At 66.6% G+C, this 20,498-nt stretch carries 23 protein-coding genes; 12 read left to right on the top strand and 11 right to left on the bottom strand.

All coding sequences use genetic code 11. The features are described from left to right. Positions 1-912 carry an SDR family NAD(P)-dependent oxidoreductase gene (locus AWC12_RS09260; protein WP_085173750.1) on the bottom strand — a complete coding sequence of 304 codons (912 nt, stop codon included), beginning with the start codon at positions 910-912 and terminating at the stop codon, positions 1-3. A 102-nt stretch (positions 913-1,014) separates the two neighbouring features. Between AWC12_RS09260 and AWC12_RS09255 the strand changes: the two genes are divergently transcribed. Both AWC12_RS09255 and groL read left to right on the top strand, forming a co-directional pair. Further along, positions 1,015-1,581, top strand: a complete 567-nt coding sequence (locus AWC12_RS09255) for a TetR/AcrR family transcriptional regulator (protein WP_085173749.1) — start codon at positions 1,015-1,017, stop codon at positions 1,579-1,581. A 195-nt stretch (positions 1,582-1,776) separates the two neighbouring features. Next, entirely contained in the window at positions 1,777-3,402 is a 1,626-nt protein-coding gene (gene groL, locus AWC12_RS09250) for a chaperonin GroEL (protein ID WP_024446141.1), read from the top strand. A 116-nt stretch (positions 3,403-3,518) separates the two neighbouring features. On the opposite strand, the gene AWC12_RS09245 is transcribed toward groL, so the two are convergent. Continuing rightward, a complete protein-coding gene (locus AWC12_RS09245; protein WP_085173871.1) occupies positions 3,519-4,838 on the bottom strand; it encodes an MFS transporter in 1,320 nt (439 codons plus the stop codon). A 103-nt stretch (positions 4,839-4,941) separates the two neighbouring features. On the opposite strand from AWC12_RS09245, the gene AWC12_RS09240 reads away from it, so the two are divergent. Beyond that, positions 4,942-5,943 (top strand): zinc-binding alcohol dehydrogenase family protein, encoded by a 1,002-nt coding sequence (locus AWC12_RS09240; RefSeq protein WP_234813899.1) that lies wholly within the window; start codon positions 4,942-4,944, stop codon positions 5,941-5,943. Here AWC12_RS09240 and AWC12_RS09235 read toward each other — a convergent pair. Then, positions 5,933-6,304, bottom strand: a complete 372-nt coding sequence (locus AWC12_RS09235) for a hypothetical protein (protein ID WP_024446138.1) — start codon at positions 6,302-6,304, stop codon at positions 5,933-5,935. The genes AWC12_RS09240 and AWC12_RS09235 overlap by 11 nt on opposite strands. Before the next feature lie 32 nt (positions 6,305-6,336). Here AWC12_RS09235 and AWC12_RS09230 point away from each other — a divergent pair, with 32 nt between their 5' ends. Next, positions 6,337-7,149 carry an SDR family NAD(P)-dependent oxidoreductase gene (locus AWC12_RS09230; protein ID WP_085173745.1) on the top strand — a complete coding sequence of 271 codons (813 nt, stop codon included), beginning with the start codon at positions 6,337-6,339 and terminating at the stop codon, positions 7,147-7,149. Here AWC12_RS09230 and AWC12_RS09225 read toward each other — a convergent pair. Together AWC12_RS09225 and AWC12_RS09220 are read right to left on the bottom strand one after the other, a co-directional pair. After that, entirely contained in the window at positions 7,141-7,695 is a 555-nt protein-coding gene (locus AWC12_RS09225; RefSeq protein ID WP_085173743.1) for a carboxymuconolactone decarboxylase family protein, read from the bottom strand. The two genes, AWC12_RS09230 and AWC12_RS09225, sit on opposite strands and share 9 nt — an antisense overlap. After that, complete coding sequence (locus tag AWC12_RS09220) at positions 7,692-9,416, bottom strand: N-acyl-D-amino-acid deacylase family protein (protein ID WP_085173741.1); 1,725 nt, start codon at positions 9,414-9,416, stop codon at positions 7,692-7,694. Before AWC12_RS09220 ends, AWC12_RS09225 begins: the two co-directional genes overlap by 4 nt. A gap of 22 nt (positions 9,417-9,438) precedes the next feature. Here AWC12_RS09220 and AWC12_RS09215 point away from each other — a divergent pair, with 22 nt between their 5' ends. From AWC12_RS09215 to AWC12_RS09180, 8 genes are all read left to right on the top strand, one after another. Further along, on the top strand, positions 9,439-9,828 hold the full coding sequence (locus AWC12_RS09215) for a VOC family protein (protein WP_085173869.1): 390 nt from the start codon (positions 9,439-9,441) through the stop codon (positions 9,826-9,828). 3 nt (positions 9,829-9,831) lie between these two features. Next, entirely contained in the window at positions 9,832-10,806 is a 975-nt protein-coding gene (locus tag AWC12_RS09210) for a hypothetical protein (protein ID WP_085173739.1), read from the top strand. Positions 10,807-10,816: 10 nt separating this feature from the next. Further along, positions 10,817-11,320, top strand: a complete 504-nt coding sequence (locus AWC12_RS09205) for a mycothiol transferase (RefSeq protein ID WP_272937878.1) — start codon at positions 10,817-10,819, stop codon at positions 11,318-11,320. Positions 11,321-11,403: 83 nt separating this feature from the next. Further along, the gene (locus AWC12_RS09200; protein WP_234813898.1) at positions 11,404-11,892 is read left to right on the top strand and encodes a phosphatase PAP2 family protein; all 489 of its coding nucleotides are present in this window, start codon (positions 11,404-11,406) and stop codon (positions 11,890-11,892) included. 9 nt (positions 11,893-11,901) lie between these two features. Then, positions 11,902-13,431, top strand: coding sequence for an aldehyde dehydrogenase family protein (locus AWC12_RS09195; protein WP_085173735.1), 1,530 nt, complete (start codon positions 11,902-11,904; stop codon positions 13,429-13,431). Between the two features lie 66 nt (positions 13,432-13,497). Then, complete coding sequence (gene ppk2, locus AWC12_RS09190; protein WP_085173865.1) at positions 13,498-14,376, top strand: polyphosphate kinase 2; 879 nt, start codon at positions 13,498-13,500, stop codon at positions 14,374-14,376. Positions 14,377-14,411: 35 nt separating this feature from the next. Continuing rightward, entirely contained in the window at positions 14,412-15,266 is an 855-nt protein-coding gene (locus AWC12_RS09185) for a hypothetical protein (RefSeq protein WP_085173734.1), read from the top strand. A 45-nt stretch (positions 15,267-15,311) separates the two neighbouring features. Further along, entirely contained in the window at positions 15,312-15,953 is a 642-nt protein-coding gene (locus AWC12_RS09180; protein WP_085173732.1) for a DedA family protein, read from the top strand. A gap of 4 nt (positions 15,954-15,957) precedes the next feature. On the opposite strand, the gene AWC12_RS09175 is transcribed toward AWC12_RS09180, so the two are convergent. The 6 genes from AWC12_RS09175 to AWC12_RS09150 are packed head-to-tail and all read right to left on the bottom strand — an operon-like array spanning position 15,958 to position 20,425. Then, complete coding sequence (locus AWC12_RS09175; protein WP_085173730.1) at positions 15,958-16,554, bottom strand: TetR/AcrR family transcriptional regulator; 597 nt, start codon at positions 16,552-16,554, stop codon at positions 15,958-15,960. Continuing rightward, complete coding sequence (locus tag AWC12_RS09170) at positions 16,551-18,062, bottom strand: FAD-dependent monooxygenase (protein WP_085173728.1); 1,512 nt, start codon at positions 18,060-18,062, stop codon at positions 16,551-16,553. The genes AWC12_RS09175 and AWC12_RS09170 overlap by 4 nt, the downstream gene beginning before the upstream one ends. A gap of 40 nt (positions 18,063-18,102) precedes the next feature. Beyond that, positions 18,103-19,014 carry a crotonase/enoyl-CoA hydratase family protein gene (locus tag AWC12_RS09165; protein WP_085173726.1) on the bottom strand — a complete coding sequence of 304 codons (912 nt, stop codon included), beginning with the start codon at positions 19,012-19,014 and terminating at the stop codon, positions 18,103-18,105. Between the two features lie 52 nt (positions 19,015-19,066). Beyond that, on the bottom strand, positions 19,067-19,309 hold the full coding sequence (locus AWC12_RS09160) for an anti-sigma factor family protein (RefSeq protein WP_024446124.1): 243 nt from the start codon (positions 19,307-19,309) through the stop codon (positions 19,067-19,069). Beyond that, on the bottom strand, positions 19,306-19,941 hold the full coding sequence (locus tag AWC12_RS09155) for an RNA polymerase sigma factor (RefSeq protein WP_085173724.1): 636 nt from the start codon (positions 19,939-19,941) through the stop codon (positions 19,306-19,308). The genes AWC12_RS09160 and AWC12_RS09155 overlap by 4 nt, the downstream gene beginning before the upstream one ends. Before the next feature lies 1 nt (position 19,942). After that, entirely contained in the window at positions 19,943-20,425 is a 483-nt protein-coding gene (locus tag AWC12_RS09150) for a YkgB family protein (RefSeq protein WP_085173863.1), read from the bottom strand. Positions 20,426-20,498 lie beyond the last annotated feature (73 nt).

Here is a 20,498-nt window from a genome sequence, read left to right as displayed (position 1 = left end):
TCAGGATGTTGCGGGGACCGGGAAGGTCACCTTGGTCAACTCCTCGGAGATCTCCCACAGCCGACGTTGCTGCTCGACGTCGTAGGACTGTGCGCTGGAGGCGACGACGACGGGCGCGCCGCGCTGCTGGCCGATGCCGTCCGGTCCGTAGTACTGACCGCCGAGGACGCCGGGGTCGGTCGCGGCTCGCAGTGTGGGCAGTGCGCCTCCGTCAGGAGTCTGCGCGAAAAGTTTCGGCGCTGCCGCCAGGAATGCGCGCTCGATGGGACGGGGGAGGCTGCGCGCCAGCTCGGTTGTCGCCGTACCGGGGTGGGCGGCCACGGCGATCGTCTTTCCGCGGGGAGCAAGTCGCCGCTGGAGCTCGTAGGTGAAGAGAAGGTTGGCCAGCTTTGACTGGGTGTAGGCGCCCATCCGGCTGTAGCTGCGCTCCCATTGCAGATCGTCCCAGTGGATGGCGCCGCCCATCTTGTGGCCGTTGCTGCTGACCGTGACGATGCGGGCGCCGTCGACATCGAGCAGAGCGTCGAGCAGTAAGCCGGTGAGCGCGAAGTGACCGAGGTGGTTCGTCCCGAACTGCAGCTCGAAACCGTCCTTTGTGGTGCCCTTCGGGGTGGTCATGACGCCGGCGTTGTTGATGAGCAGGTCGATCTTGTCGAAGCGGGACTTCAGCGCGTCAGCGGCGGCATTGATGGAGGCCAGCGACGTCAGGTCGAGCTCCTGGACCTCGACGTCTCCGCTGATGCGCGCGGCGGCCTGGCCTCCCTTGGTGGTGTTGCGCACCGCGATCACGACGTGTGCGCCCTTTTCGGCCAGGGCCTTGGCGGTTTCGAAGCCGAGCCCGGTGTTGGCGCCGGTGATGACGGCAGTGCGGCCGGACTGGTCGGGGATGTCTGCCGTTGTCCAATCGGTCATGTCGGGTCTCCTCGTAGAATGGGTAAGCGGGGCAACCGCCCCGGTTGCCGTCGACTATACGGAACGCACGCCCCGGTTTGTGTTCGCTGAAAGGGAAACCGCGTGACCTCAGCTCGCGATCGGCCCCTGCGCGCAGATGCTGCGCGCAACCGGGCCCGCGTTCTCGAGGTCGCCTACGACACCTTCGCCGCGGACGGGCTCGGTGTCCCGATCGACGAGATCGCGCGCCGGGCCGGCGTCGGCGCCGGAACGGTGTACCGGCACTTCCCGACCAAAGAGGCGCTCTTCGCGGCGGTCGTCGAGGATCGGCTGCGCCGCGTCACCGAGCATGCGCGCACGCTGCTGGAGACCGAAGGCCCAGGCAGCGCGCTGTTCGTGTTCTTGCGCGACATGGTGCGCAACGGAGCGACCGACCATGGGCTGGTCGACGCGCTTATCGGCTACGGACTGGATCTCGAGACTGCGGCACCTGGTGCCGAGGAGATGTTTCTCGGCGTGCTGGGGGAGCTGCTGGCCGCGGCGCAGGGCGCCGGGACCGTTCGTAGCGACATCGGCGTCCGGGAGGTCAAGGCCCTTCTGGTGATGTGCAAGGTCCCGCAGCTGTACGGCCGCGATGTGTCGGACCGTGTGCAGCGTGTGATCGAGGACGGTCTGCGGCCGCGGCGATAGTCCCGGTCCGGCCGTTTCGACCTTGCACTCTCCCAGGTCGAGTGCTAAGAATGCAGTTGGCACTCGCGACCGGCGAGTGCTAGGTCGGACCGGTGAGGTCGGGGCCGCATCTGCGAGCACAGCCCCGGTCGTCCGTCGCGGGCACCGCTTCCGACCACGAGACGTGCATCCCCAATCCCGGAGGAACACTTCGCAATGGCCAAGACAATTGCGTATGACGAAGAGGCCCGTCGCGGCCTCGAGCGGGGCCTCAACAGCCTCGCCGACGCGGTAAAGGTGACGCTGGGCCCCAAGGGCCGCAACGTCGTCCTGGAGAAGAAGTGGGGCGCCCCCACGATCACCAACGATGGCGTGTCCATCGCCAAGGAGATCGAGCTGGAGGACCCGTACGAGAAGATCGGCGCTGAGCTGGTCAAGGAAGTTGCCAAGAAGACCGACGACGTCGCGGGTGACGGCACCACCACCGCCACCGTGCTCGCTCAGGCTCTGGTTCGCGAAGGTCTGCGCAACGTCGCGGCCGGTGCCAACCCGCTCGGCCTCAAGCGCGGCATCGAGAAGGCCGTGGAAGCCGTCACCCAGACGCTGCTGAAGTCGGCCAAGGAGGTCGAGACCAAGGAGCAGATCGCTGCCACCGCGGCGATCTCGGCCGGCGACACCCAGATCGGCGAGCTCATCGCCGAGGCCATGGACAAGGTCGGCAACGAGGGCGTCATCACCGTCGAGGAGAGCAACACCTTCGGTCTCCAGCTGGAGCTCACCGAGGGCATGCGCTTCGACAAGGGCTACATCTCGGGCTACTTCGTGACCGACGCCGAGCGCCAGGAAGCCGTCCTCGAGGATCCCTACATCCTCCTGGTCAGCTCGAAGGTCTCGACCGTCAAGGACCTGCTTCCGCTGCTGGAGAAGGTCATCCAGTCCGGCAAGCCGCTGCTGATCATCGCCGAGGACGTCGAGGGCGAGGCCCTGTCGACCCTGGTGGTCAACAAGATCCGCGGCACCTTCAAGTCCGTCGCCGTCAAGGCTCCGGGCTTCGGTGACCGCCGCAAGGCGATGCTGCAGGACATGGCGATCCTCACCGGTGGCCAGGTCATCAGCGAAGAGGTCGGCCTGTCCCTGGAGACCGCCGACGTCTCGCTGCTGGGCAAGGCCCGCAAGGTCGTCGTGACCAAGGACGAGACCACCATCGTCGAAGGCGCCGGTGACTCCGACGCTATCGCCGGCCGCGTCTCGCAGATCCGCGCCGAGATCGAGAACAGCGACTCCGACTACGACCGCGAGAAGCTGCAGGAGCGCCTGGCCAAGCTGGCCGGCGGCGTTGCAGTCATCAAGGCCGGAGCTGCCACCGAGGTGGAGCTCAAGGAGCGCAAGCACCGCATCGAGGACGCCGTCCGCAACGCGAAGGCCGCCGTCGAGGAGGGCATCGTCGCCGGTGGCGGCGTGGCCCTGCTGCAGTCGGCTCCGTCGCTGGACGACCTCGGCCTCTCCGGTGACGAGGCCACCGGTGCCAACATCGTCCGCGTGGCGCTGTCGGCTCCGCTCAAGCAGATCGCCTTCAACGGTGGTCTCGAGCCCGGTGTCGTCGCCGAGAAGGTCTCCAACCTGCCCGCGGGCCACGGCCTCAACGCCGCGACCGGCGAGTACGAGGACCTGCTCAAGGCCGGCGTTGCCGACCCGGTGAAGGTGACCCGCTCGGCGCTGCAGAACGCAGCCTCGATCGCGGCGCTGTTCCTCACCACTGAGGCCGTCGTCGCCGACAAGCCGGAGAAGGCCGCCGCACCTGCGGGCGACCCGACCGGTGGCATGGGCGGTATGGACTTCTAAGAAGTCACCTGAGGAGGCCCGGTCCCGTTCGCGGGGCCGGGCCTTTTCGATTCGCGACTGCACGGTTTGTGACGGGCGTACTCGGAGAATGCGTCACAAACCGTGCACTCGACGCGTCAAAGGGTATGCAGTGGTTGGGGTTTGAGCGCCAGCGTCGCGATGATGCTGACTACTGCCGTCGCGACGAGATAGCCGCATGCGATCCACGGCGTGCCACCCGCCGCACCGATCAGCGCCGTGAGGATCAGCGGAGTCAAGCCCGAGGCGTAGACACCGGAGAGCTGGTAGACCGTCGACAGCCCGGTGTAGCGGATGCGGGCGGGGAACAGCGACGCGTACAGCGTGCCCTGAGCTCCGTAGAACAGGGCGTGGATGATGCCGAACACCACGATCATGCCCACGGCGTACAGCGCGATGTCCTTGGAGCCGAACAACGCGAAGACCGGGAAGACGGCCACGGCGTAGGCGGTGATGCCGATCGCGTAGATGCGCTTCGGGCTGTACCGGTCGGCCAGGATCCCTGACACGGGCAGCAGCGCCGCCATCAACAACGCCGCGACGGTGACCGTGACGAGCACGGGGACCTTCTCGAGCTTCAGCGTGCCGGTCGCGTACGAGATCGCGAAGACGCCCCAGGTGTTGAATGCCGCGCCCTCACCCCACCGCGAGAGCATGCCCAGCACAGTGGATTTCAGGATGGGTGGACGGAAGACCTCTTTGAGCGGAACCGCGGCGCGGTCGTCGCTGTCGCGAACCTTCTCGAACGCCGGTGTCTCGCTGGCCTTCAGGCGCACCACCACGCCGAAGATCACCAGCACGATGCTGAACAGGAATGCGATGCGCCAGCCATAGGCAAGAAACGCATCGTCTGGTAGGGCGATCTGCAGCAGCGCGAAAACGCCTGTGCCCAAGGCGAGTCCGAGCGCCAGGCCGACCTGGGGGATGCTGCCGAACAGGCCTCGCCTGCGAGCGGGACCGTGTTCGACGGCGAGCAGTACCGCGCCTGCCCATTCGCCACCGAGGGCGAAGCCCTGCACGATTCGCAAGAGCAGCAACAGAATCGGCGCCAGCACTCCGATCTGCGCGGCGGTAGGCAGCACCCCCATCAACGCCGTCGCGCCGCCCATCAGCAGCATCGTCAACGCGAGCGTCTTCTTGCGGCCGATGCGGTCGCCGACATGGCCGAAGACGAAGCCGCCGATGGGACGTACCAGGAACCCGACCGCGAACGTCGCGAAGGACAGCAGCGTCCCGACGAAAGTCGTCTGGTCCGGGAAGAACGCCTGATTGAACACCAGGCTCGCCGCCGTGGCGTAGAGGAAGAAGTCGTACCACTCGATGGTGGTGCCGACGAGGCTCGCCCACAGCGCCGTTCGGGCCTGCGGGGTCACCGTCAGCTGTCCGCTCGCCTCGTCGGGCGCGTTCGTCACCGTCACGGGGATCCATCTCCGCACAATTGCGGGGGCCTCGGCCAGAGTTCTGCGCGCCGTGATCGCAACAGGCGGAAGAAAAGCTGCGGTCGGTGAGTTCACTGTGGGCATGACCACTTCCACGATGACGGCGATTGGCGCCTTCGCCGCCGATTCCATCGACGAGAGCCTGCACGACATCACGATCGACCTCCCCGAGCTGCGGGCGCGTGACGTCCTGGTGCGCGTGATGGCGGTCTCGGTGAACCCCGCCGACTGGAAGGTGCAGGCCGGAATCACACCGGGCTCCGAGCCGGTGACCCTCGGTTATGACGCCGCTGGTGTGGTGGAGGCCGTCGGGCCGGGCGTCAGCACGCTGAGCGTCGGCGACGAGGTGTGGTACGCCGGCGATCTCAACCGGCCGGGGAGCTACGCGCAGTTCCAGGCCGTCGACGAACGCATCGTGTCCCGCAAGCCGTCGTCGCTGTCGTTCGCCGAGGCCGCCGCTCTGCCGTTGACCACCATCACCGCGTGGGAGTCCCTGTTCGACCGCTTCGAGCTGACGCGGGAGTCGGCGGGCGATCTGCTCGTGTTGGGCGCCGCGGGCGGTGTCGGCTCGATCATGATGCAGCTCGCGAAGGCGTTGACCGGGGTCCGTGTCATCGGCACCGCCAGTCGTGACGAGTCACGCGCGTGGGCGCAGAGCATGGGCGCCGACGTCGTCGTCAACCACCGTCACCTGCGGGAGGAGACGCTGAAGGTCGCCCCCGGCGGTGTCGACTTCTTGTTTTCCCCGTACTCGGCGGGAAACATCGACGACTACGCGGTGATCGTCAAGCCGTTCGGGCGCATCACCGCCATCGATGAACCCGAAGGACTAGACCTTGTCGCGTTGAAAACGAAAAGCATTGCGTGGCACTGGGAGTTGATGTTCACGCGATCGATGTTCGAGACGCCGGACATGATCGAGCAGCAGCGGCTGCTCGCGGCAACGGCCGACCTCGTCGACAACGGGACGCTGCGCACCACGGTCACCAAGACCATCGAGGACTTCTCCGCGGCGGGGCTGCGGGAAGCCAACCGCGAAGTGAAGGCCGGCCGGATGACCGGCAAGATCGTCATCACCCGTTGAGCGGCACGCAGTCGTCGCCGCAGCCGGATGCGGTGGGGATGCCCGGCTGAGCAGGCCGGTGCAGCACCGCGCCGGTGGGCGTGATGCGCAGTCCTTCCTCGGCGACGTCGGCGCGACCGTCGATGATCAGCGTGTAGCCACCGGTTTCGCGAGGCGGCCAAACCAGGGTGACGTCTGGGTGGACGGCCGCGTTGCGGCGCGTGCTGTTGCCGACCGACCCGATGCGCAAGACGTCGCCGGTCAGCACCGGCTGGATCGCGACGGTATGGGCGCGGTAGTCGTCGCCGACCGTGACCAGATAGGCGTACGAAAAGTCGCCCAGGGTGTCGGCCAACATGTCCAGATCGACCTTGACGCTCATGGGGCCGAGCGTACGGCGTAGCTTTCGAAGACATGCCGCTTCCTACACCGTCACCGACCACCACCGCCGTTGTCACCGGGGCTTCCTCGGGCATCGGCGCCGATCTGGCCCGCGAGCTCGCGGCCCGCGGACACGGCCTCACCCTGGTGGCCCGTCGTGAAGACCGTCTGCGTGATCTCGCCGACGAGCTCTCCGGAACCGTTCGCGTCGAGGTCATCGCCTGTGACGTCGCCGACGCCGAGGCCCGCGCCGATCTGCTCGCCGAGGTCGAGCGGCGAGGCCTGACCACCGACATCCTGATCAACAACGCCGGTATCGGCACCATCGGCCCGGTCGTCGACTCCACGCCGGAAGCCGAGATCAATCAGGTGCGCGTCAACGTCGAAGCCGTGATCGACCTGACCACCCGGGCCGTGCAGCAGATGGTGCCGCGAGGCCGCGGTGCGATTCTCAACGTCGGTTCCACGGCGGGGTTCCAGCCGTTTCCCGGACAGTCGGGCTACGCCGCGACAAAGGCGTTCGTCCGGTCCTACACCGACGGGCTGCGCGGCGAGCTCGCAGGCACCGGCGTCACCGTCGCCGCACTGCATCCCGGGCCGGTGCGCACCGAGTTCCTCGAAACCGCCGGGATGGATGAGCGCACATTCGCCGCCGCGTTCCCGAAGTTCCTGTGGATCCCGTCGCGTGATGTCGCGAAGAAGGGCATCGAGGCGCTGGAGAGCGGACGCAGTGTTATCCCGGGGTGGCAGAACGAAATTCCGGCCCGGGTGTTCGAGTTTTTGCCGCGCAAGCTGCTGCTACCGCTGATCAAGAACCAGCATCCGGCGCTGCGACAGTCACGTTGAGACCGGCCAGCTCCGCATCCAGCCCTCGGTGGGCAGGTCGAGTCCGTTGCACAGCGTGCAGATGGTGCGATACCAGCCGACGGCAATCAGCAGCTCCATCCGCTGCTCGTCGGAAAGGCTGTGGCCCAAGGCAGCCCAGGTCTTGGCCGTCCACGACCCGGTGTGCTCTAGTTCGTCGACGGCCGAGATCAGCGTCTTCTCGTCGGACGACCATCCGACGTCGGCACCCGTGACCAGTGCATCGCATTCGTCGTCGGACACCCCGGCGATCGGGCCCCAAAATGCTGCCTGCCCGCCCCATTCGTAGGCGCAGCCGACAAGAGCGCAGATCCGCAGGATCGCGATCGTGCGGACCCGCGGTGGCAGCTTCGTGTCGACGTAGAGGGACTCGCCGAGCTTGCGGAGTTTGGCAGCCATGGCGGGATGCCGTTGCAGGCAGCGGACCAGCAGCAGCGGCTCGTAGCTGCGATCGGGGTGGCCCCAGCTGTTGATGCCCGCCGCGTCTTCCTCGCTCCAGGGAGGGGCCAGCGGCGCCACGCGGCTCATGCCGTCGACGCGGGCTGTCGGCCCCGGATCAAGACGCCGGGGCGGGCGTCGGTCGGCACGCCGTTTTCGGCGATCACTTCGCCGGACACGATCGTGGCGACGTAGCCGTCGGCGGTCTGGTCCAGTCTGCGTCCGCCCGCGGGCAGGTCGCTGACGACGACGGGCTTGTGCAGGCGCAGCGCATCGGTGTCGATGATGTTCAGATCGGCCTTGTAGCCCAACGCGATTCGGCCTCGGTCTGCCAGCCCTGCCACGCGCGCAGGTACCGAGGTCAGCTCGCGGATCACCTCCGGGATCGACAGTCGGCCCGACTCTCGGTCACGCACCCAGTGCGTCAGCATGTAGGTGGGAAAGCTTGCATCGCAGATCATTCCGTAGTGCGCCCCACCATCGCCGAGGCCCAGCACGACGTCGTCACGGCGGATCAACTCGGCGACCGTATCCAACGAGCCGTCACGGAAGTTGGCCAGCGTGACCAGCAGCATGGCGTGGCCGTCGTCCTCGAGCAGACGGTCGTAGGCCTCCTCGAGCGGGCTGACGCCGCGGGCGCGGGCCCGCGCGCCGATCGAATCCTCCGGCGCCGGTTCATAGTTCGGCGGATCGCCGAGCGGGTACATGTAGTCCCATGCCTGGGCGGCGAACATCAGCGGATGGCCGTCGTTGGCAGGCTTGTCGTTCAGAATCCGCTCCCGCACTTCGGGTTTGCGCATCTCGGCGACGCGGTCGGCCAGCGGCAGGTCGGCGATCTCGCGATAGGACGGGTACATGACGAACGGATTTCCCGACAGGTCCAGACCCAGCACCAGCCCGATCGGTCGCGGGAAGATCTGCCCCGTGACATCCCCTCCATTTGCATTGGCCTTCTCGACCATCCGCAACGCATCGAGGTGAATCGGCGGGCCGGCATTGCCGATCGCGAGCGTGAACGTCACCGGCAGGCCCACCTCGGAAGCGACATCGAACACGGCTTTGAGCGCGCCCTCGTAATCGCCTGCCATCAGGTCGGGCACGAACTGCAGCAGCCCGCCGCCCGCGTCATCGACACCACGGGCGATCGCCTCGATCTCCTCGTACTGCGCCTCATAACTCGGAATCGGTTGCCCGCCCGCGGTTTTATGCAGGGTCAGCCGTGAGGACGCAAAGCCCAGCGCGCCCGCCCGTACGGCCTCCTCGGCGAGCTTGCGCATCATCGCGAGGTCCTCGGGTGTCGGCAGTTCGCGGTCGACACCGCGCCGGCCCATCACGTACACGCGCAGCGGCGAGTGGGGAAGGAACGCGGCCACATCAATATCCCGTCGTCGCGAGTCCAGCGCGTCGAGGAACTCGGGGAACGTCTCCCACGTCCAGGGGAGGCCGTCGATCATCACGACGCCGGGGATGTCTTCGACGCCGGCCATCACGTCGACGAGGGTGTCGTGGTCCTCGGGACGGCACGGCGCGAAACCGACGCCGCAATTGCCCATGACCGCGGTGGTCACGCCGTGCGCCGACGACGGTGTCATCCGGTCCGACCAGATCGCCTGCCCGTCGTAGTGGGTGTGCAGGTCGACGAACCCGGGCGTGACGAGCAGGTCGGTCGCGTCGATCTCGCGGGCCGCGTCGCCCTCCACGGCACCGACAGAGGCGATGACTCCGTCGCGCACGGCGACATCACCGACGAACGGTTCGCCCCCGAGGCCGTCAACGATTGTTCCTCCGCGAATGACGAGGTCGTATGTCATACCCCGAATGTACGGTGAGGCAATGATCGACCACTTCGGAATCAACTGTGCGGATTGGGAGAAGTCGAAGGCCTTCTACGACAAGGTTCTCGGCGCTCTGGGCTACACGCGGCAGATGGATGTCGGTGTTGCCATCGGCTACGGCACCGAGGGCAAACCGGACTTCTGGATTGCGGACATGAGCGCCGCTGAGGCTGCGGGACCCAACAGGGAGATCCACGTCGCGTTTCAGGCCGCCGGGCCCGAAGCCGTCCAAGCGTTCTACGACGCGGCCATCGAGGCCGGCGCGGAGTCACTGCACGCTCCGCGGCTGTGGCCCGAGTATCACGACAACTACTACGGCGCGTTCGTGCGCGACTTCGACGGCAACAACGTCGAAGCCGTCTTCCACGGCGGCGGACCGAAGGGCTGACGTATGCGCTGGGGGGTCGTGGCGGCGGGCTCGGTCTTGTTCGTGGTGCTCGGCGGCTGCTCGGCGCAGGATGAGCCGCAGCGGCGAGCCGTCGAGCCCCTGGTGAATCTCGACGGTTCGTTCATCGTCGAATACGACGGCACAGGCACCGCTAACGGAGCCCCGGCCTCCGGTCTGACCGAGGGTAAGGCGGGCTGGGTGTTCCGATCGTCGTGCGACGAAAATCGCTGTGTGGCGGCCGGCGGTGAGATCACCGATCCGAACAATCCGTCGGCGCCGCTGAAGAACCCGCGCGTCGCCGACTACGTGGACGGCCGGTGGGTGATGGTCAACTTCACGGAGAACAGCGCCGCCTGCACCGGGCCCAACGGCGAGCGGTTCACCGGGGATGCGTGGGCCATCTGGGACATCGCGATCGCCCCCGACATGACGTTTGCACCCACCGTTACCCAGGTGGGGACCGGTGACTGTCCGTCGGTCAGCACGCTTACCCCGACCATGACGCGCGCGGGCGATCCGCTGCCGGAGTTCCCTGCGCCGGATCCCTCGGCGCAACCGCCGCGGCAGGTCTCGCCCGCGGCGGCGTTCCGCGGCGGCTACACCCTCACCAAGACGCGGCGCGGGGATCCGCCCGGCGAGCGCCAAGTCACCGACATCGGCGTCGCGACGAACTGCCTGCGGACCGCCGACCGTTGCGTGACGACGGCGACTATCCCGGGGGAGCCGGGCAAGACCAACGCCTTCCTCGGTGTGTACGAATTCGCCGACGGGACGTTCGTCCGCACTATGGTGCCGCTGCCCGCCGACTGCGCAGATGGCCGCACCGGGACCGCGGCCGAAACCGAGACACTGGCCCTTCCTGCCGACGCCACATCGAACCCGTTGCGCGAGTTGACCGGCGAGTTGACCGCGACCTTCACAGCGGTGTGTCCGGGCAGCGTCGTCTATGACGTCGCCTACGCCCTTCGCCCGGCGTAGCTTGGCGACCATGGATTCAGCCCGGGAACTGCTGCGCGATCTGTTCACGCGGCAGGTCGAGCACGTCGACGACCTGACCGAGAACCTGACCGACGACGTGGCCCTGTACCGGCCGACGCCGGAGGCGAACACGATCACGTGGCTGATCTGGCATACCGCCCGCATGCAGGACGCCCAGGTCTGTGACATCGCGGGAATGGAGCAGGTGTGGTTCCGCGACGGCTGGGTGGACCGGTTCGGTCTCGATCTGCCGCGCGACGCGCACGGCTACGGCCACAGCCCAGACGAGGTTGCCAAGGTGCGTGCGCCGGCTGCGCTGCTGGCGGGCTACTACCGCGCCGTCCACAAACTGTCGCTGGAGTACGTGGCGTCGGTGTCGGAAGACGAACTCGCACGCGTCATCGACAAGCGCTGGACGCCGCCGGTGACGGCCAGTGCACGGCTGGTCAGCATCATCGACGACGCAGCCCAGCACCTCGGTCAGGCCGCCTACATTCGGGGGCTCGTCAGCTGACGTCGCTGATTCGCTGGTGGCCGCTGGCCGGCCTGGCCGGCCTCATCGCGCTCGGCCTCGGCTTGGGCAAGGATTCGACATCGGTGGACGAGTGGTTCCAGACGCTCGGCCAGAACCACCCGCAACTCGGCTATTTCCTGGTTCTCACCGACGGGCGGGTGATCCTGGCGCTCTGCGGTGTCGTCGTCGTGGCTGCTGCCTTGCAGCGTCGGTGGACATTGGCCGCGGCAACGGCGATCGCACCGGTGCTGGCGGTGATGGCCGCCAGGTTGGCCAAGCGGTCGTTCGGCCGGCTCAAAGATGGCGAACTCTGCTATCCGAGTGGCCACACGACGCTGGCGTTCGTGGTGCTGGCGATGGCCGTGTTGCTGGTCGGCGCCGCGACGTGGGCGATCGTGACGTTCACCGCGATCATGGTGCTTGCCGTGATCGGCCAAGCGGTCACCTATCACTACTTCACCGACGCGATCGGGGCGCTGTTCCTCGGCAGCGCATTTGTTTGTATGGCAGTCTGGGCCGCCGGACTTGACAGGTGTCAACCCCAGGGCGACGTAGATCACAGCCCTCGATAGCATGGGGCCATGACAGCGACGTCCGATCTCGACACGCCCCCCTCGTTCACCGGCACCGGGACCATCAAGAACCCCGCAACCGGAGCTGTGGCCGGCACGGTGCGCTGGACCGATCCCGCCGACGTGGCGCAGGTGGCGGCCGGTTTACGCGCTGCCCAGAAGGAGTGGGAGGCCCGCGGTCCGAAAGGCCGCGCGAAGGTGCTGTCCCGGTACGCGGTATGGCTCGGGCAGCACCGCGCGGAGATCGAGCGGTTGCTGATCGAAGAGACCGGCAAGTCTGCGGCCGACGCCGCACAGGAAGTGCCGCTGATCATCATGATCGCCTCGTACTACATCAAGAACATCGAGAAGGCGCTCGCGCCGGAGACGCGGCCTGCGGCGCTGCCGTTCCTGGCGATCAAGAAGATCAGCGTTCACTACCGGCCACGGCCCGTCGTCGGCATCATCGCGCCGTGGAACTACCCCGTTGCCAACGCACTGATGGACGCCATCGGCGCGCTCGCCGCGGGCTGCGCGGTGCTGCTCAAACCCTCCGAGCGCACTCCGCTGACCGCTGAACTGCTGCTGCGCGGCTGGCTCGACTCCGGAGCTCCCGAGGTACTCGCGTTGGTGCAGGGCGCTCGGGAGGTCTCCGAGGCCGTCATCGACAGCTCGGACTTCGTCCAGTTCACCGGTTCCTGCGCGACCGGCGCCAAAGTGATGGAGCGCGCGGCGCGCACGCTCACCCCGGTGAGCCTCGAGCTCGGCGGCAAGGATCCGATGCTCGTCCTCGAAGATGCCGACATCGACCTTGCCGCGCACGCCGCGGTGTGGGGCGCGATGTTCAACGCCGGCCAGACGTGTGTGTCGGTCGAACGCGTCTACGTTGTCGAATCGGTTTACGACCAGTTCGTCGCGGCCGTCGTCGACGACGTGAACAAGCTGAAGCTGGGCGCCGGTGAGGGCTATCACCTCGGTGCGATGATCGACGACAGCCAGGTTGCCGTAACCGAGCGTCACGTCGCCGACGCGCTGGCCAAAGGCGCGAAAGTGTTGACCGGTGGCAAACGAGCCTCGGGCTCCGGCAGCTTCTACGAGCCGACCGTGCTGGTCGACGTCGACCACACGATGCTGTGCATGACCGAGGAGACCTTCGGCCCGACCCTCCCGATCATGAAGGTCTCCAGCGTCGACGAGGCCATTCGTCTGGCCAACGACAGCCCGTACGGCTTGTCGGCCGCGGTGTTCTCGGGCGACCCCGAGCGCGCGAAGGCGGTCGCCCTCCAGCTGGATTGCGGAGCGGTGAACATCAACGACGTCATCTCGAACCTGATGTGCACCACAGCGCCGATGGGCGGGTGGAAGACCTCGGGCATGGGCGCCCGTTTCGGCGGGGCTGAGGGCATCCGCAAGTTCTGTCGTCAGGAAGCAGTCGTCGCGCCGCGCACCAAGGTCGGCGCGGGCGGCAACTACTACAACAACTCGCTGAAGGCTCTCAAGCGGATGAACACCCTGATGACCAAGATGGCCCTGATCGGACCGCGTAGATCCGCGAAATAGTCCACGTCCCGTTCACCGCACGGTCACCGGCATTTTCGTAGCGGTCGATAGCTTCTGCCAGTGACCCTGGATGTTTCTGGCAAAGCGGCTGTCTTTGACAACGTCGCCTACTCCGTCGTCGACGACGATGACGACGACCCGGTCCTGCTGATCCAGCCCGACGGCGTTGCCGTCGACACCTGGCGGGAGAACTATCCGTACGACGAGCGGATGAAGCGCTCCGAGTACGAAGAGCAGAAGCGGCTGCTGCAGATCGAGCTCTTGAAGCTGCAGAAGTGGAGCCAAGCCAACGGCCACCGGCACGTCATCGTGTTCGAAGGGCGCGACGCGGCGGGCAAGGGCGGCACTATCAAGCGGTTCATGGAGCACCTGAACCCGCGCGGAGCCCGGGTCGTCGCGCTGGAGAAGCCGACCGAGCGCGAACGCACCCAGTGGTACTTCCAGCGCTACGTGAACCACCTGCCCGCGGCCGGGGAATTCGTGCTGTTCGACCGGTCCTGGTACAACCGCGCGGGCGTGGAGCGCGTGATGGGCTACTGCACGCCCAAGCAGCACGCCGAGTTCATCCGGCAGGCTCCGCTGTTCGAGCAGATGCTGGTCAACGACGGGGTCAGCCTGACCAAGCTGTGGTTCTCGGTGACCCAGAACGAGCAGCGCACCCGTTTCACCATCCGCCAGGTCGACCCCGTCCGGCAGTGGAAACTCTCGCCGACCGACCTAGCCTCGCTGGACAAATGGGATGAGTACACCGCGGCCAAAGAAGAGATGTTCGCCTGCACGGACACCGAGATCGCGCCGTGGACCGTGGTCAAAAGCAACGACAAGAAGCGCGCCCGCATCAATGCGATGCGCTACGTGCTGAGTAAATTCGACTACGACAACAAGGACCACGACTTGATCGGCAGGCCCGATCCACTCATCGTGGGACGCGCACTGTCCGACTGAACCGGTCCGCGTCCCGATCGGAAAGGACGCGCGCCGTGCGGTTTCTCGCCACGCTGCTGCTGTGGCTGGTCACGACAGCCGCGTTGGCGGTGGCGGTGCCGGCGGTGTGGGCGCAGTCGACACTCATCAGCGAGGACGGGTACGCATCGCTGGCGACGTCGGCGGCCAGGGACAGCCGGCTGCAGGACGCGATGGCCAGCGAGCTGACCACCCAGGTGATCGCGCTGGGCGAAGGCAACGGTTATGAACTCAACCCCGAGCTGGTGCGCACGGTGGCCGACTCCTACACCCGCAATGCCGGGTTCCCCGGTCAGTTCGCGCAGGCCAACCGCATCGCACACCGATGGATGTTCACCGGCGCCGTCCCCAGCGGTAACTCCACCGACCAGTGGCTCATCGACGTCGCGCCGATGCTGTCGGACCCGTCGTTCTCCGCGACGCTGGGCACCCTCGACCTGCAGGTGCCCCCGACGCTGACGGTCCCCATCACGGTGGACGCCGAGGAGCTTCAGCCGGGAAAGCTGCGCTGGCTCGCCACCTGGGGTCCGTGGGCCAGCATCGGGATCGCCGTCCTCACCGGCGTGTTCGCGCTCCTGATGTTGGCGGCCGCCAGATCGCGCGGCAAAGCCCTTACCGCCCTTGGTGTTTCAGCGCTGCTCGTGGGTGCGGCCGGCTGGGCGGCCATCGAGGTCGGCCATCGTTTCATCGACAGCGCGCTGAGCCGCACCACCGGCGACATCCGTACCGTCGCCGAGGTCATGGTCGCCCACGCCGAGGGCAGCCTGCACCAGTGGCTCAATGTCACGCTGCTGGCGGGCGGCGGCCTCGTGGTGCTCGGCGTGATCGCCGCCATAATCGGCGGCGTGCTGCATAGCAGCAGCGATCGCTAGGGTGGAAAGAAGTACCCGCAGCACTCGCCGGAGGAAGGCCGTTCGTTGTCGACAGAAGTTCCTGCCGAACTCGGCGGCCTCGCCGGCTGGACAGTGGAGTTGATGGAACGGCTCGGCGGAGTCGGCGCCGGGTTGGCGATCTTCCTGGAGAACCTCTTTCCGCCCCTGCCCAGCGAGGTGATCCTGCCGATGGCCGGCTTCGCAGCGAGTCTCGGCCGGCTCTCCGTCGTCGAAGCGATCATCTGGACCACCATCGGCTCGGTGGTCGGCGCCTGGGTCATCTACCTACTCGGCGCTTGGTTGGGCCATGACCGGATGAGCAGGCTCGCCACGAAGCTCCCGCTGGTGGATCAGGAGGACATCGACAAGTCCACGCAGTGGTTTGCCCGCCACGGCACCAAGGGCGTCTTCTTCGGCAGGATGCTGCCGTTCTTCCGCAGCTTCATCTCCGTGCCCGCAGGTGTGCAACGAATGAACTTCCTGGTCTTCACCGCGCTGACGACACTGGGCAGCCTGATCTGGAACAGCGTGTTCATCGGCCTCGGCTACGGACTGGGTGCCAACTGGCACCTCGTCGAGCCCTATGCGTCCGGCCTGCAGTACATCGTGCTGGCCGTGATCGCCGTGCTGATCGGGCGCTTCGTCGTCTCCCGTCTTCGCCGCCGGTCACAAGTCAGCCAGGGGTGACCGACTACACGGGCAGCAAACCGGTCTGGCGGTAGACAGCCCGTAGGTATCGACGCATTTCCTCGACGTCGGGCGGTTCGGGCTGCAGGATCCGATACGTGACGGCCCCGACCATCATGTCGATGGCGACCTCGACATCGACGTGCGCCGCAACCGTCCCCAGTTCCCGCGCCCGTTCGAGTAGGGCTGCCGCGTGTCGCCTCCGCGGAAGGATGAACCGGCGCCAGTAGATGGCCATCAAGTCCGGATGGGTGACGGCCGAGCCATAGACCCTGGCGACCAGGGCCCGGTACTGGGGAGTCGTGGTCGTCTGGGCGGCCCGCTCCAGAGCTGCTTCGACGAGTTCGTAAGGCGACTCCGTGGCTTCGACGTCGCGCAGTGTCCAACCGGATTCTTCGACGATGAGGGACTCCATCGCCGCGGCAATCAACTCTTCTTTCGTCGCCCATCGGCGGTAAAGCGTCGGCTTGCCGACACCTGCCTTCTTCGCGATCTGCTCCATGCTGGTGCCCTCGATGCCGAAGTCGATGAAGAGCTCCAGACCTGCCCGCAGAATGGCCGCGTCAGCGCCAGAGTCCCGCGGCCGCCCGCGCGGACTCACCGGGTCGAGCCGGTCGTCAACGCTCGGTGGAGCCAGTCATCAAGGGCGCCTACGCTGTCCGGTCGATCGGGATCTCCTCGCCACGCCAGGTGGCCGTCGGGCCGTACCAGCATGACCTCGCTCCCGGCGAAATCAAGGGTGCCGACGAACTGGCCCAGGCGCCGTCGGGCGAAGTCGGTGAAGTCGGGTGGCGCGCCGGGTGGGCTCAGCAGTGCCCAGCCTCCCCCGAGCTCGTGGTGGAGCATTGTCGAAAATCCTTCCGGGCGTGTGCATTCAATATCGCCGATCCGGTCGCCCGGTCGCGGTCTGGCGCCGCCACCCCCGAGAGGTCCCTTGCGGTAGCTCACCCAGAGCTGTGACGCGGTGTAGGTGATCCACCGCTGTAGCGGCGCAAGGCTGAAAACCCTTGCGGCGACATGGTCGCGCAGGAAGCGTCCGACGGGATTGCCCGACACGTTGACACGAGTCACCATGCTCGTTCCGCGTAGCACTTCTGTTGCCAACGGTCGCCTTTCGGCTTCGTAGGTGTCGATGAGTGGGTCCGCGGCCAGTCCGCGTGTCACCAGCGCGAGCTTGAAGGCGAGGTTCTCGGCGTCGCCGATACCGGTCAGCATTCCCTGCCCGCCGAAGGGTGCATGGGCGTGGGCCGCATCACCGGCGATCAGAACGCGCCCTTGCCGGTACCGGTCGGCGAGCCTGCGGTGCACGGTGAAGTTCGAGAGCCATTCGGCGTCGCCGATGCGTACGGTGCGGCCACTACGTTGCGGGATGAGAGCCTTCATCCTGTCGAGAATCTGGCTCTCGCTGGGCTTTTCGGTCAGGCTCGGATCGTAGGCGAAAATTCGCCAGAGGTTGCCGCGGCCCTGTTCGTCGGGCATCGGCATCGCGCCGAGCAAGCCGGTGGGGTGGATCCAACCCGAGGTGCCGCCCCGGTCGACATCCCAGTCCAGATGTATGTCGGCGAGTAGCCACCGTTCGGTGACTTTGACTCCGGGAAAGGCGATTCCGGCCAGTCTGCGCGTGGGGCTGGAGGTACCGTCGCAGCCCACGACCCATCGCGCTGAGACGCTTGTACCGTCTTCCAAGGTGGCGACGACGTGATCGTCGCGCTGTTGCAATTTCGTCAGCCCGTTTCCCCATAGCGGTGTGGTGCCCAATTCGGCCAAGCGGGACCGCAGCGAACCCTCGATCTTGGCCTGCGAGATCACCATCGGAGGCGCGGCGGTGTGCATATGGGGGTCGCCGAACTCCAACGTCATCAGCGGGCGGTTGCCGAGGTAGTTGGTGATGCGCATCGCCCGCAGCGATTTCCCGGGCAGATCACCGAGGGCACCTATGCGAGACAACACTTCGGATCCGCGGGCGTGTAGAAAGTTCGCTCGCGAGGTAGTCGCAGGCGCCGAAGCGCCGTCGACGACCAGTACGGAAAGGTCATGCAACCGCAACGCACACGCTGCCGTCAATCCGGTCGGGCCCGCGCCCGCCACCAGGACATCCACGTCCACCATGGAACGAGCATAAACGAAACGGGTGCGTAACGTAAATGGATCACGGGTTGATGACGTGCGACGGGTCGGGGCGCCTCTCCGGCGGCGCCTGGCTGTAATCGCCCCACGGGCCATCACGGCGCTCGACGGCCGCGCGCACACCGTCCCGAGCGGCGGTGTCGATGAAGTCCAGCGCCTCCGGGGTGTTGCGCATCAGTCCGTCGAGGATCCCGCCGAGGGTCTGTGTCGACGCCAGGCCCATGTTCTCGTAGGCCTGGTTGACGATCAGCTTCTGCGCCTGAAGTTGTGACAGCGGAATCGAGCACAGCTTCGCGGCGATCTCGGCGACACGGGATTCCAGTCGCTCGAACGGCACCGACTCGTTGATCAATTCCACTGCGGCGGCTTCTTTTCCGGTCAGCGGTTCACCGGTCAGGGAGTGCCACTTCACCTTCGCCAGCGACAGCCGGTAAAGCCACATGCCGGTCAGATAGGCGCCCCACATTCGTGCGTAGGGGGTGCCGATGACGGCGTCGTCGCTGGCGACAACGAGATCGGCGCACAGCGCGTAATCACTGGCGCCTCCGACGCACCAGCCGTGAACCTGCGCGATCACGGGTTTGGAGGCGCGCCAGATCGCCATGAACTTCTGCGTCGGTCCCGTCTCTCTGGCGCTGACCATCGCGAAGTCTTTGCCCGGGTCCCACTGGCCGTCGGTGTTCATCGACTCGCCCCAGTGGCCGAAACCGCCCCCGAAGTCGTAACCGCCCGAGAATGCGCGACCCGCGCCTCGCAGCACGATGACCTTGACCGAGGGATCACGTTCGGCAAGACCGATCGCCTTCTCGATCTCGTCGGGCATGGGCGGGACGATGGTGTTGAGACGCTCCGGCCGGTTCAGCGTGATCGTCGCGACTGCCTCGCGAGTGCTGTAGAGCAGGGTCTCGAATTCGGGCGGCGCAGCTTCGGGCATGGATATGTAGTCGACCCACCTCGAAGTGGGAAGTCAAGCACCGGGAGTGGCGTCAGTGCCAGCCCCGGAACGCGTCGAGCAGCTTGTCGCGGAAGGCGGGCTCCAGCGCGTCCTCGGGCACCTTGCCCAGCGTGGCGACGGTGGTGCGGAATTGCTGCAGATAGTTGTCGCAGCCCTCGCAGCCCATCAGGTGCTCGTCGAACCGGGCCCGGGTCTCCAGATCGAGCGTCCCGTCGAGGTAGTCGGTCACCAGCTCGACGAGTTCGTTGCAGTTGAGCGGACGTGAGTCGGTCACATCTCCTCCTTCACGTAGCACTCCAACGCCTGTCTGATCGCGGCGCGTCCCCGATGCAGGAGTACCCGCTGATTGGTAGCGGTGATACCCAGTAGTTCGCTGACTTCCGCGGAGTCCATATCGAGCATGTCCCGCATCGTCACCACGACACGCTGCCGTTCGGGAAGCTTGTCCAACTCACCTCGGGTGATGCGCAGCAGTTCGTCGCCGAGCACCGAGCCCTCCGGGGTGTCGGGGAACGGTACCGGCATCTCGTCGGGTTTCCAGTGGCCCGGGTAGAGATCGTCGTTGTCGCGGAATCGTGCCGGGTCAACGGTGCCGCCGGTGTAGGCGAGCACCGCGACGTCGGCATCACTGCGCTCCCGGAGGCCGCGCTTCTTGGCGATATTGATCAGCACCGTGAAAAGCCATGTGCGCAAGGATGATCGACCTTCAAATCCGTCCAGACCCTTGAGCAGGGCGAGCCATGCCTCTTGGACGACCTCCTCGGCGATCGCGTGATTGGGCACGTAGCCGCGCGCGAGCCGAAGCATCGCCGGCGTGTGAGTATCGACCAGAGTCGCGAAGGCGACCTCATCGCGCGCTCGGAGTGCGGCGATGAGGTCGGCCTCGTCGGTCGACGTGCTCGTCATGTCAGAAGTGTGAACTCCGCAGCGCGTCGGCGAAAGTCCATGCCGCGATTCCCAGGAGCGCGACGTCCTTGATGAGGAACTGGCCGGTCGAGGACAGGGCGGGGAAGCCGCCTGCGGAGGCCTCGAAAACGCCGGGGGTGGTGAACAGGAAGCTCAGCGTCGCGACGAACAGGCCGATCGCGATCGCGCTGCCGACCGCCGACAGCCGGGGCCACCACGGCTTGACGGCGATCAGCGCGGCGGTGGCGAGCTCAAGAACGCCGAGCAACGCCGAGAACGTGCCGACGGAGAAGATCTCGTAAACCCAGCTCATGAATGGGCTGTTGGAGACAAGCGGTGCGATGCCCTGCGCCTCGTAGTCGGTGAACTTCAGCGCGCCGATCCAGGCGAGGACGACGACGAGTCCGTAGCGGGCGAGCGCGCCGCTGACGCCCTCCAGTTGGGAGAGGCGAGTGGGGAGCGAGGTTCTGGTGGTGGCGGTCATGGCGATCCTCTCGGAGCGGGCCCCGCCGGGCAGCGAAGCCATCACCGGGTAGTGCCGAGAAGCGCGCCGAGCG

The organism is Mycolicibacterium iranicum, from assembly GCF_002101705.1.
In the GTDB taxonomy this organism is placed as follows: domain Bacteria; phylum Actinomycetota; class Actinomycetes; order Mycobacteriales; family Mycobacteriaceae; genus Mycobacterium; species Mycobacterium iranicum.
The sequence above is the reverse complement of the archived record's forward strand: the minus strand, read 5'-3'. Positions and strand labels throughout refer to the sequence as shown.